Consider the following 12,046-nt stretch of genomic DNA (forward strand, 5'->3'; position numbering starts at 1 on the left):
CCGAGAGCTCTCACCTGGAGGATCGATGAAGATCGGTGTGCCGACCGAGGTCAAGAACAACGAGAACCGCACCGCGCTGACCCCCGCGGGTGCCGACCGCCTGGTGCACGAAGGGCATCGCGTGCTCGTGCAGTCGGGAGCGGGCATCGGATCGGGCATCACCGACGAGGCGTACCGAGCAGCCGGTGCCGAGATCGTCGCCACAGCCGAAGAGACGTGGGGCGAGGCCGACCTGCTCATCAAGGTGAAGGAGCCGATCGCGCAGGAGTACGGATTCCTCCGTTCCGACCTCACCCTTTTCACCTACCTGCACCTCGCAGCCGACCGCGCGCTCACCACGGCGCTCGTCGACGCAGGCACCACGGCAGTCGCCTACGAGACCGTGCAGCTTCCCGACCGCAGCCTGCCACTGCTCATCCCCATGAGCGAGATCGCAGGGCGGCTGTCGGTCACCATGGGCTCGTACTCTCTGATGCGCTCGGCCGGGGGCCGCGGCATGCTCCTGGGCGGCATCGCCGGAACCCCGCGCGCCGAGGTCGTCGTGATCGGCGGCGGCGTCGCCGGTGAGCACGCGGCGGCGAACGCCCTCGGGCTCGGTGCCAAGGTCACCGTGGTCGACATCTCGCTGCCTCGTCTGCGCGAGCTCGAGCACCGCTACGGCGGCGCTCTCGAGACCCGAGCCTCGAGCCGCTACGACATCGCGCACGAGCTGCTCTCGGCCGACCTCGTGATCGGGTCGGTGCTGATCCCGGGTGCCGCCGCTCCGAAGCTCGTGACAGACGACATGGTCGCCGCGATGAAGCCCGGATCGGTGCTGGTGGACATCGCGATCGACCAGGGCGGATGCTTCGAGGGGTCGCGTCCCACCACCCACGACGACCCGACGTTCGCGGTGCACGACTCGATCTACTACTGCGTCGCCAACATGCCGGGGGCCGTGCCCGAGACGGCGACCCGCGCCCTCACGAACGCGACGCTGCCGTACGTGTCGGCGATCGCCGGAAAGGGCTGGGAAGCCGCCGCGGCAGACGACCCGGCACTGGCACGAGGGCTGAACGTGCAGGGCGGACGCATCACCCTCGATGCGGTGGCTCGGGCGCACGGCTTCACGACTACCTGAGCGCAGCGAAGAGGAAGGGCCTGGGAACGACTCCCCGCCCTTCCTCTCTTCTGCGGCAGTGACTACGGAGCAGCGTTGAAACGGATGGCGTTGCGCAGTTGCCCGATGCCCTCGATCTCCGTCACCACCACGTCTCCGTCGCGCAGCCATTGCGGATCGGGCATGCCGAGAGCGACACCGCCCGGGGTTCCGGTGAGCACGATGTCGCCCGGCCGCAGCACGGTGATCTGCGAGACGTAGGCGACGAGGTCGGCGGCATCGAAGACCAGCTCCGCAGTGTCTCCGTTCTGCATCACCTCATCGTTGACCGAGCAGCTGATGCGCAGGCCCCGTCGCGGGTCGATCTCATCCGCGGTGACGATCCACGGCCCGACGGGTGTCGTGGCGTCGAACGCCTTGCCCTGCAGCCACTGCAGGGTGCGCTGCTGCCAGTCCCGCATCGAGATGTCGTTCGCCACCGTGTATCCGAGGATCGCGGCGCTCGCCTGCGCGCGGTCGGCGCGGTGCACTTCGGCTCCGACGACGACGGCGAGCTCCGCCTCCCAGTCGAGACGGTCCGAGTCGCGCACCGTGATGTCATCGACGGGACCCGTGAGCGTGTCGGCGAACTTCGCGAACAGCGTCGGGAACTCGGGCACCGGCCGGCCCGTCTCCACGATGTGGTCCCGATAGTTCAGGCCGCAGCAGAAGACCTTCGCCGGGCGCGGCACCGGATTCGCGAACTCCCGCGGCTCCAGATCGACGCGGGCGGGATGCCGCAGGGCGGCCTCGGCCCGATCCTGCCACCCCGAGGTGGCGAAGAGTTCCTGCGCATCCGCCTCGTCGAAGACCACCCAGCCGGAGTCGTCGCCGACCGCCGCGCGAGTACCGCCATCGCTGTGCACCGTCGCGAGCCGCATCAGGCCCCCTGCGAAGCCGCGATGTGAGCCACACCCTGGATCTCGATCATCGCCTCCGGCTGCCAGAGCTGTGTCACGCCGATGCCCGCCATCGCCGGGTACTCGGTGCCGGCGAGCTCTCGCCAGCGACGCCCGATCTCTCGACCGTTGCGCTGATAGTCGCCCACGTCGGTCAGGTAGATCGTCACGTCGACGAGGTCACCGGGCTCGCCGCCTGCTGCAGTCAGGGTGGTGAGGACGTTCGAGAACGCCTGCACGAACTGCTCGACGATGCCCCCTTCGACGATCCGACCCTCCGCGTCCATGGCTGTCTGTCCGCCGAGGTAGACGAACTCGCCGGCACGCACGCCGTGGGCGAAGCCGACCGGCTTCACGAGCGAGCCGGGATTGATGATCTGCCGCGTCATGAGCGGACTCCTTCGTTTCGGTGTGGATTCATGGCGATGCGAATGGGATGACACGAGGACCCGGCTCAGCGCGCGAGCGCGTCTGCCGCCGGTTCGGGGCGCCAACGCCGATGGCTCGGAGCGGCGACGTCGAGGGGATCCCGCACGAGGGCGAGGCGTGGCCGCACGGCATCCGTGCGCGACGATGGGGGTTTGCGCGATCCTGCGCGCAGCTGCGGCACCCAGTCGGCACCCGCGCCCCGATAGCCCTGATCGGCCGCGGCGTGCAGTGTCCACTGGGGGTCCCACAGGTGCGTGCGCCCCAGCGCGACGAGATCGGCGCGCCCCGCCAACAGGATCGAGTTGACGTCGTCATGGCTCGAGATCGCACCGACCGCGATCACGGTGACCCCTGCGGCCGCCGCGACCCGATTGCGGATGGCGTCGGCGAACGGTGTCTGGTAGCTGCGACCGAACCGCGGCCGCTCGTGCTTCGCGACCTGTCCCGACGACACGTCGATGGCGTCGGCGCCATGCGCGATGAACGCTCGGGCGATCTCGACGGCGTCGTCGACGGTGTTGCCGCCGTCGATCCAGTCCTCCGCCGAGAGGCGTACCGCGAGCGGGCGCTCGCTCGGCCACACCGCGCGCATCGCGTCGAACACCTCGAGCGGGTACCTCAGGCGGTTCTCGAGCGACCCGCCGTATTCGTCGGTCCGCTGATTCGAGATCGGCGAGAGGAACGAGGAGATCAGATACCCGTGCGCCGCGTGGAGCTCGGCCAGATCGAAGCCCGCAGCCGCAGCGCGTTCGGTGGCTGCCACGAACTCCTCGCGCACTCGCGTCATGGTCTCGCGATCGATCTCTCTCGGTGCGCGGTTCTGATCGCTGTACGAGAGAGCCGAGGGGGCGAGGGTGTCCCAGTTGCCCGTGTCGAGGGGCTGGTCGATGCCCTCCCACATGCGCCGGGTCGAGCCTTTTCTTCCGGAGTGGCCGATCTGCACCCCGATGCGGGCGGTCGAGTGCCGGTGAACGAAGGTCACGATCCGCGCCCATGCGTCGCGCTGCTCGTCGGAGTACAGCCCTCCGCAGCCAGGAGTGATCCGACCCTCGTCCGACACGCACACCATCTCGGTCATGACGAGTCCTGCACCCCCCATGGCCTTGGACCCGAGATGCACCAGGTGGAAATCCCCCGGCACCCCCTCGTGGGACGAATACATGTCCATCGGCGACACCACGATGCGGTTCTTGAGCTCGAGTCGACCGATCCGGTGCGGACGGAACATCGCGGGCTCGTCGGGTGCGCGCGACATGAGCGGGGCGCCCTGCACGACGTCAGCCGCGAAAGCGGGGTCTCGCAGAGCGAGGTTGTCGAGAGTGATGCGGCGGCTGCGTGTCAGGAGGTTGAACGAGAACTGCAGCGGATCCTGGTCGGCATACTGCCCGATGCGTTCGAACCACTCGAGCGAGGCCTGTGCGGCGCGTTGGGTCGAGGCCACCACCGGACGTCGCTCGGTCTCATATGCGTCGAGCGCATCCTCGGGCGAGGCGTGCTCGTGCAGGCAGGCGGCGAGCGCGAGAGCGTCCTCCATGGCGAGCTTCGTGCCCGAGCCGATCGAGAAGTGCGCCGTGTGCGCCGCATCACCCAGGATCACCAGGTTCTCGTGGTGCCAGCGCTCGTTCGTCACCGTCGTGAAGTTCAGCCACTTCGAGTTGTTGGTGAACACGTCGTGGCCGTCGAGCACCTCGGAGAAGAAGTCGCCAAGCCTGTCGACCGAGTACTGGTCGCTCACACCCGGCGGGAAGACCTCGCTCTCGGTGGCGTCGAGGCCGGCAGCTCGCCAGACGTCTTCGTGCATCTCGATCAGGAAGGTGCTGCCCTGATCGGAGTACGGGTAGCCGTGCAGCTGCATGATGCCGTGCGGGGTGTGCACGACGGCGAACGTGAAGGCCTCGAACACCCGATCGGTGCCGAGCCACATGTACTTCGACACCCGTCGATCGAGGTTCGGACCGAATCGATCGGCGAACTGACCTCGCACCTGGGAGTTCACGCCGTCGGCCGCCAGCACGAGATCGTACTCGGCCATGAGGACCTCGGCATCCGGCGCCGGTGTGCGGAACAGGATCGTCACACCGAGCTCCAGACACCGCTGCTGCAGCAATTGCAGCAGCTCCTTCCGTCCCATCGCGGCGAAGCCCTGCCCGCCGATGGTGTGGGTGGCGCCGCCGAACACGATGTCGATGTCGGTCCAGCGTGCGAACTGCTCCCCCATCCGCTGCGCGATGACGGGGTCGGCGTTCTCGATGCCTCCCAGCGTCTCGTCGCTGAAGACGACGCCGAACCCGAAAGTGTCGTCGGGAGCATTGCGCTCCCACATGGTGATGTCGTGGGAAGGGTCGAGCTGCTTCATGAGAGCGGCGAAGTAGAGGCCTCCGGGCCCTCCGCCGATGACGGCTACGCGCATGTCAGGCTCCTTGGGTCTGTGTCTGGGTGTGAGTGTGGGGCTGAGCGTGCGCGGCAGCCTGCTCGCGCAGGATGAAGTGCTGCACCTTGCCGCTGGGGTTGCGAGGCAGCGCCTCGACGTACTCGATGCGTCTCGGACACTTGTAGACCGCGATGCGGGACTTGACGTGATCGAGAATGCTCGCCGTGAGGTCCGCCGAGGCCCCGGCCCCCTCGCGCGCCACGACGAAAGCGACCACGATCATGCCCCGCTCGTCGTCGGCGCACCCGACGACCGCGCATTCGAGCACGCCGGGGTGGTCGAGCACGGCCTCTTCGACCTCGGGCGCGCCGACGTTGTAGCCGGCAGTGACGATCATCGAGTCGTTGCGTGCCTGGAAGACGAGATACCCGTCGTCATCCTGCACGAACGTGTCTCCGGTCACGTTCCACCCACCCTGCACATACACGCGCTGGCGTTCGTCGTCGAGGTACCGGCACCCGGTGGGCCCGATCACTGCGAGCCGCCCGGGCTCGCCCGCGGGAACCTCTGCTCCGTCATCATCGAGCACGACCGCGCGGTACCCGGGCACCGCGCGACCCGTCGATCCCGGGCGGATGTCCTCGCCCGATGCCGAGACGAACACGTGCAGCATCTCGGTCGAGCCGATGCCGTTGATGAGCCGGAGGCCACTCGCCTCCTCGACCGCCTCGAACGTCGAGATCGTGAGGTGCTCGCCTGCAGCGATGCCGATGCGGAGTCTGCGGAGCTCGCCGGCCAGTTCTTCTTTGATGATGCTCCGGTACCCGGTCGGCGCCGTGTAGAGCACCGTGATGCCGAGCGGCGCGATGAGCTTGGCGAGCTCGACCGGGGTCGCCCGTTCGACCAGCACCATCGCTCCCCCGCTGCGCAACGGGAAGACGACGTTGCCTCCGAGACCGAAGGTGAACGCGAGCGGCGCCGTGCTCGCGCTGACGTCGTCGGGGCCGAGGTGCAGCACGTGGCGCCCGAACGTGTCGGCATTCGCCAGGATGTCACGGTGGAAGTGCATCGTGATCTTCGGCACACCCGTCGTTCCGCTCGTCGCGCCGAGCAGCGCCACGTCGTCGGCGGCGGTGTCGACCGCGACGAAGCCTGCGTCCTTGGTGGCGCACGCCTCGATCAGCAGGTCGTGATCGCCGCCCGCGACGAGGACAGCCGGAGGATCGTCGAGCCGGCCGAAGGCGGCCTCCGCGTCCGAGAGGCCGCGGTGATCGACGACCGCGAGACGCGGCCGCACGCGGGCCGCGATCGGGTGCAGCTCCTGAGCACGCCAGGCGACCATCGTGGTCACGACGACCATGCCCGCTTTGAGGGCGCCGAGCCAGCACACCACGGTCCAGGGTCCGTTGAACATGCGCAGCAGCACACGATTGCCGGGAACGAGCCCATGATCGTCGGTGAGCACGGCGGCGAACTGATCGACCCGACGCTGCAGTTCGCCGTAGGACCATGAGGAGCCGTCCGCCAGCAGGATCGCCGGTCGGTCTGCGCCGAAGCGCTCGATCGTGCGATCGAGCAGTTCGACCGCGGCATTCAGCCGCTCGGGGTATTGCACATCGGGGATCGTGAACTCGAGCGTCGGCCACAGGTCGGCCGGCGGAAGCGAGTCGCGCGTGAACATGTCGACATGCGCTGAGGGGGAGAGCGTCATTGCGTTCCCTTCGGAAGAGGACGGAGAGAGAATCAGAGCGGACGACCCGGGCGGATCATCCCCTCCTGGGCGACGGTCGCCACCAGGCGTCCGTCTTGCGTATAGAACCGGCCGATACCCAGGCCGCGGCCGTCGGCGATGCCGCCGCACTCCTGCGCATAGAGCAGCCACTCATCGGCACGGGCGGGCGAGTGGAACCACATCGCGTGATCGAGGCTCGCGGTGATGAGCCCCTCCGACCGCCACGGCAGCTCGAGGACTCGCAGCACCGGCTCGAGGATCGTGTAGTCGCAGACGTAGGCGATCGCCACCTGATGTGTGCGCGGGTCATCGTCGAGACGATCGAACGAGCGCACCCAGACGGCCTGATGCGCCGCGCGCCCGCCCTCGACCTCGACGTAGATCGGCCCAGGCACGTGGCGCATGTCGAAGCTGCGCCCGTGCGACCAGTAGTCGATGTCAGCCCCCTCGACGCCCTCGAGCGCCTGCGCGGATGACCGCAGACTCTCGGGCGACGGCACAGCGGGCATCGACGGGCCATGCGCGGGGAACGCCTCGGGCACATGGAACGACGCCGTCGCCATGAATGCGAGCTTGCCGTGCTGGTGACCGCGCACGTGCCGCGTCGAGAAGCCGCGCCCGTCGCGGATCACCTCGACGTCATAGTGCACCGGCTCCTCGACATCCACCCCGCGCAGGAACGAACTGTGCACCGAGTGCAGCGCACGATCGTCGTCCACAGTGCGCAGTGCAGCCGCCACGCTCTGCGCCACCGTGTCGCCCCCATAGGCCTTGGGCCAGGGCACCGGCTGCGGCTGCGCCTCGAACGCCCTGCCCCCGAACGCCGTATGCACCTCGGTGAGCGCGATCGCCCGGTGGAAGGCGTCGGAGGTGGTCATGCCCTACGGAATCCGTTGAGCGTCGCGTCGTCGACATCATCGAGGTTGACGACGATGTTGTCGGGGGTGCGCGTGGTGAGCCAGATCAGCTCGTCGGTCACCGACATGTTCGCCTCGACGTGCGGCATGAACGGCGGCACGAACACCCAGTCGCCGGCGCTCATGTCGAGGTACTCGCGGTAGCCGTCGCCGAAGTAGATGCGGGCAGAGCCGCTGAGCACGTAGCCGCCGGTCTCGGCCTCGCCGTGGTGGTGGGGCAGCGAGCGGTACCCCGGGTCGTTCGAGACCTGGCCGAACCAGATCTTCGTCGCCTCGGTGTGCTGCGGGCCCACTCCCGACACGCGGATGCACCCACCCGACGACATGGTCTGGGTGTCTTCCTCGCCCGCGCGGGTCACCTGCGGCACTCGGTCCCAGCGCAGTTCGGCGTCTGCGCGCATTTCGTGCTCGGTCATGAAAGCTCCTTCGCTTGCGTGTCGAAGAAGTGTCACATACGTGACGACCGTCACGCAAGTGCGATAGCAATATGAAGCGTCAGCGCATGACGGTGCTCACGAAGCGCTCCGCATGCGGCTCCAGCCGCTCATGCAGATCGGCGAACAGGCGGCCGGCCTCGACGCCGACCCACCCCGCGGGCAGGAGATCGAGCGGGAGCCCAGGATCCAGGTACACGAGACGTCGCCATTGCGTGATCGCACGCACGTGGGCGGCGAAGGCGGCGCTCTCATCCCGCTCATCCACGGCGTCGCCGAACGCATCCACGAACCCGCGATACAGCGGCTCCATCGCCGACAGGTCCCACCACTCGCGCACCGCGTCTCGCAGCGGATCCGACGACACCCTCGCGCCGAGGAACAGCTCGACGTATCCGTCGAGTCCGGCGCTGCGCAGCGCCGCGCCGACCTCGTCGGCGATCTGGCCGGGGGCGACCCACAGGCCGCCGCTCACCTGGCCGAAACCCAGCCTCTGCAGCAGCTTGCGCAGCCGGTGCCGCACTGGCCTCTCACTCTCGGGAACGCTGAACGAGGCGAGCAGCCACGGCTCATCGACTCCCGCGCGACGCGGCTCGAAGATGCGGCGATCCCCGGCTGCGAAGACTTCGTCCAATGAAGCTGAGAGGCGGTACGCGCCGCCCCCTTCGGCCACCAGGATGCCGCGCTGCTTGAGGCGTGACACCGACGATCGCACCACTCCGGCATCGACCCCCAGCGCGCTCATCATCTCGATCAGATCCGCGATGCGGATCTCACCGCCGTGAGCGCGCACATACCGCCCGAAGATCGTCACGATGAGGTGCTGAGGACGCACCCCCGCCTCGGGCGTCAACTCGTCGGCATCCACGCCATCCCCGTCCGTCTTCACGTCCACTCAGCGTAGCGGCGCGCCTGCGCAAGACGGAGCACCGCTCCCCGTCCGAAAGAATGACGTTTCTTGACGAGGGTCGCCCCTCGCCGGCTGCGTCCGGCCGAGTACGCTCGTAGTCGTGACCGAACGCGCTCCTCTCTCTCGCAAGCTGTCCGCCATCGCCGAGTCCGCGACCCTCAAGGTCGATGCCAAGGCGAAGGCCCTCAAGGCCGAAGGCAAGCCCGTCATCTCGTATGCCGCCGGCGAGCCCGACTTCGCGACGCCGCAGTTCATCGTGGATGCCGCCGCCGAGGCGCTGGCCGACCCGGCGAGCTACCGCTACACCCCGGCTCCGGGGCTCCCGGCGCTGCGCGAGGCGATCGCCGCGAAGACGCTGCGCGACTCGGGCCTCGAAGTGTCGCCCAGCCAGGTCATCGTCACCAACGGCGGCAAGCAGTCGGTCTACCAGGCCTTCCAGGCCGTGGTGAACCCGGGAGACGAGGTGCTGCTGCCCGCTCCGTACTGGACCACCTACCCCGAGGCGATCCGCCTCGCCGACGGAACGCCGGTCGAGGTCTTCGCCGGCGCCGACCAGGACTACAAGGTCACCGTCGAGCAGCTCGAGGCCGCTCGCACCGAGCGCACCACCGTGCTCGTGTTCGTGTCGCCGTCGAACCCGACAGGCTCGGTCTACACGGCCGAGGAGACCGCGGCGATCGGCGAGTGGGCGCTCGAGCACGGCATCTGGGTCATCTCCGACGAGATCTACCAGAACCTCACCTACGAAGGCGTCACCGCGACATCGATCGTCGAGGCAGTGCCGGCCCTCGCCGGTCAGACGATCCTCGTCAACGGCGTGGCCAAGACCTATGCGATGACCGGGTGGCGGGTGGGCTGGATGGTCGGCCCCGCAGATGCGATCAAGATCGCCGGCAACCTGCAGTCGCACCTGTCGAGCAACGTGAACAACGTCGCACAGAGGGCCGCGATCGCCGCCCTCAACGGGCCGCAGACCGAGGCCGAGCAGTTCCGTGAGGCGTTCGACCGCCGCCGTCGACTCATCGTGTCGGAGCTGGCGAAGATCGACGGCCTCGTCGTGCCGAACCCGCTCGGAGCCTTCTACGTCTACCCCGACGTGCAGGGGCTGCTCGGACGCACGTGGGGCGGAGTGACGCCGACCACCTCGCTCGAGCTCGCCGACCTGATCCTCGAGCAGGCAGAGGTGGCCGTGGTCCCGGGCGAGGCCTTCGGTCCGTCGGGCTACATCCGCATGTCCTACGCGCTCGGCGACGACCAGCTGCTCGAGGGCGTGCAGCGTCTGCAGCGACTGTTCGGCTGACGGCGTTTCGTCTCGGGCGCTTCGCGGCCTCGCTCAACGACCGGGAGAACGCGGGCGCTTCGCGGCCTCGCTCAACGACCAGGAGGACGCGGGGTCAGTCCTCGTCGTGGAAGCCGATGAGCCAGCGGATGCCGTAACGGTCGACGAGGGTTCCGTCGTAGTCGCCCCAGGGCCGCTTCTGCAGGGCGTCTATCACGCGACCACCGCCCGCGAGCTGATCGAACCAGCTCGTCAGGGTGGTGGCATCCGCCGTGCCGAGCAGCGACAGGAACATGCCGCTCATCTGCACCGCATCGTCGTCGGCGCCGGCGTCTGCACCCGCGAGTTCGACCGGTCCCGACAGCTGCCCGTGCGCGATCGCGTCGCGGGGCCCGTCATGACGGCCGGCCGCGGCGTAGTCGAGTGTCTGCAGCTCGCCGCCGAAGACCGATCGGTAGTGCTCGAGCGCTTCTGCGGCGTTGCCGGGGAAGAGCAGGTAGGGGATCAATCCGGTCATGCGGCGAGTGTACGGCGATCCGGCGACGCTGTCAGTCTGCGACCGCACTCCGGTAGCGCCGAGGCTTGCCATCGCCGAGGTCGATGACCCGCTCGACCCGCCGCAGCTCCACGGGCTCGCCCAGCAGAGCGGTGAGTGCGGCGCGCGCGCCGACCTCATCTCCGCCCGCGATCACCGCACGTACGCATCCATCGGCGCTCTGCTCGACCGACCACCCTTCGGCGCCGTGCGACTGCAGTTGCTGGGTGAGCTCGACGCAGGGCACGAGCGTGCCCGTCGCCGCCCGGAAGCGTGTGTTCTCGCGTCCCTCGAGATCGGCGATGCCGAGTCCGCCGTCGTCGAGGGTCACGAGGCGCCCGTGGTCGCCGGTGCGGTAGCGCACGAGCGGGAGCAGCGGATTCTCGCCCGCGGTCACGACGATCTCCCCCATCTCGCCGGAGGGCACCGGACTGTCGCTGTGCGGGTCGAGAACCTCCACGTGCACCCTGCGATCCAGCACTCGGAACGGCCCGTCGTCGGAGCGCACCGCGATCGGCCTGGTCTCGTGCAGACCGTACACATCGAGCACCGGACACGCGAAGGCGGCCTCGAGCCGCGCACGCAGCGGGCCTGACAGCGCCATCGCCCCCGAGAAGATCACGCGCGGATGCAGCACCGCGTCGAGGCCCGAGTCGATCAGCTCGGCGAGGCTCGTGGGGTGCCCGCTGAGGATCTGCGGATCGGCCTGTGCGAGGAACCTCTCACGAGCGTCGACTCCCCGCCAGGCGGAGGGATGCAGGTTGAGCCGGGCCATCGCGCACTGGTCGAAGCTCGAGATGACGGACACGTAGGTGAACGCCTGGCGCTGGAAGACGAGGTTGGCCACTGCCATCCGCTCCCCCACGGCGGTCACCGACGCACCCGCGGATGCGGCGAGCGCGACGAGCAGATGGAATCCGCGAGCGACCTCCTCGACGTCGTCGGGGATCAGCAGCGCTGCACCGGTCGACCCCGAGCTGGTGCCATGCAGCATGCGGGAGAGGTCGGCGTCGAGTGGCACGAAAGCCGCGAGGTCGTCGACGAGGTCTCGGCGCGAGATCGTGGGGAAGTCGGCGAGCACGGCATCCGCCGGCATGCCCCGGTATCGCAAGGTGCGCCGCGCGGCATCGAGGTGCTCCGCGATCCAGCCGCCGGTGGGGAGCGCATGCCGCACCCGCTCGATCTGCGGAGCGGTGAGGCGGTCACCCGTCGCGTGGGTCCAGCTCGGCGCGTCGGGGTGGTTGCGCCATCGCGACAGTCGACCTGCCCCCGCAGCATCGAGTGTGGGCCAGCGCTCGGCATCCGTCAGCACCGCCGCCTCGCCGGGAGCGTACTCGGCGAGCGCGAGCCCGGCGAGAAGGTCGGGATCGCTCAGCGAGGCGCCGTCGCTCACCGAGGGTCC

General features: G+C 68.8%; 11 protein-coding genes. 2 read left to right on the forward strand and 9 right to left on the reverse strand.

Translation table 11 applies throughout. The features are described from left to right. Nucleotides 1-25 precede the first annotated feature (25 nt). Complete coding sequence (gene ald / locus AC3WS6_RS15655) at nucleotides 26-1,120, forward strand: alanine dehydrogenase (RefSeq protein ID WP_492501942.1); 1,095 nt, start codon at nucleotides 26-28, stop codon at nucleotides 1,118-1,120. A gap of 62 nt (nucleotides 1,121-1,182) precedes the next feature. Here the strand turns inward: ald and AC3WS6_RS15660 are convergent, their stop codons facing one another. The 7 genes from AC3WS6_RS15660 to AC3WS6_RS15690 form a co-directional block, all read right to left on the reverse strand. Then, nucleotides 1,183-2,019, reverse strand: a complete 837-nt coding sequence (locus AC3WS6_RS15660; protein WP_492501943.1) for a fumarylacetoacetate hydrolase family protein — start codon at nucleotides 2,017-2,019, stop codon at nucleotides 1,183-1,185. Continuing rightward, a complete protein-coding gene (locus tag AC3WS6_RS15665; RefSeq protein WP_492501944.1) occupies nucleotides 2,019-2,426 on the reverse strand; it encodes a RidA family protein in 408 nt (135 codons plus the stop codon). The genes AC3WS6_RS15660 and AC3WS6_RS15665 overlap by 1 nt, the downstream gene beginning before the upstream one ends. A 65-nt stretch (nucleotides 2,427-2,491) precedes the next feature. Beyond that, nucleotides 2,492-4,876 carry a bifunctional salicylyl-CoA 5-hydroxylase/oxidoreductase gene (locus AC3WS6_RS15670; protein WP_492501945.1) on the reverse strand — a complete coding sequence of 795 codons (2,385 nt, stop codon included), beginning with the start codon at nucleotides 4,874-4,876 and terminating at the stop codon, nucleotides 2,492-2,494. Nucleotide 4,877: 1 nt separating this feature from the next. Continuing rightward, nucleotides 4,878-6,548, reverse strand: a complete 1,671-nt coding sequence (locus AC3WS6_RS15675; RefSeq protein WP_492501946.1) for an AMP-binding protein — start codon at nucleotides 6,546-6,548, stop codon at nucleotides 4,878-4,880. Nucleotides 6,549-6,580: 32 nt separating this feature from the next. Further along, on the reverse strand, nucleotides 6,581-7,447 hold the full coding sequence (locus tag AC3WS6_RS15680) for an acyl-CoA thioesterase (protein ID WP_492501947.1): 867 nt from the start codon (nucleotides 7,445-7,447) through the stop codon (nucleotides 6,581-6,583). After that, complete coding sequence (locus AC3WS6_RS15685) at nucleotides 7,444-7,902, reverse strand: cupin domain-containing protein (protein WP_492501948.1); 459 nt, start codon at nucleotides 7,900-7,902, stop codon at nucleotides 7,444-7,446. The genes AC3WS6_RS15680 and AC3WS6_RS15685 overlap by 4 nt, the downstream gene beginning before the upstream one ends. A 79-nt stretch (nucleotides 7,903-7,981) precedes the next feature. Beyond that, nucleotides 7,982-8,809 carry a PaaX family transcriptional regulator gene (locus AC3WS6_RS15690; RefSeq protein ID WP_492501949.1) on the reverse strand — a complete coding sequence of 276 codons (828 nt, stop codon included), beginning with the start codon at nucleotides 8,807-8,809 and terminating at the stop codon, nucleotides 7,982-7,984. 121 nt (nucleotides 8,810-8,930) lie between these two features. Between AC3WS6_RS15690 and AC3WS6_RS15695 the strand changes: the two genes are divergently transcribed. Next, nucleotides 8,931-10,130 (forward strand): pyridoxal phosphate-dependent aminotransferase, encoded by a 1,200-nt coding sequence (locus tag AC3WS6_RS15695; protein WP_492501950.1) that lies wholly within the window; start codon nucleotides 8,931-8,933, stop codon nucleotides 10,128-10,130. 94 nt (nucleotides 10,131-10,224) lie between these two features. Here the strand turns inward: AC3WS6_RS15695 and AC3WS6_RS15700 are convergent, their stop codons facing one another. After that, complete coding sequence (locus AC3WS6_RS15700; protein WP_492501951.1) at nucleotides 10,225-10,626, reverse strand: VOC family protein; 402 nt, start codon at nucleotides 10,624-10,626, stop codon at nucleotides 10,225-10,227. 31 nt (nucleotides 10,627-10,657) lie between these two features. Then, nucleotides 10,658-12,037: an AMP-binding protein gene (locus AC3WS6_RS15705; RefSeq protein WP_492501952.1), complete on the reverse strand. Its 1,380-nt coding sequence runs from the start codon at nucleotides 12,035-12,037 to the stop codon at nucleotides 10,658-10,660. Nucleotides 12,038-12,046 lie beyond the last annotated feature (9 nt).

It is taken from the genome of Microbacterium sp. EB106-03-03-XG65 (genome assembly GCF_058791955.1).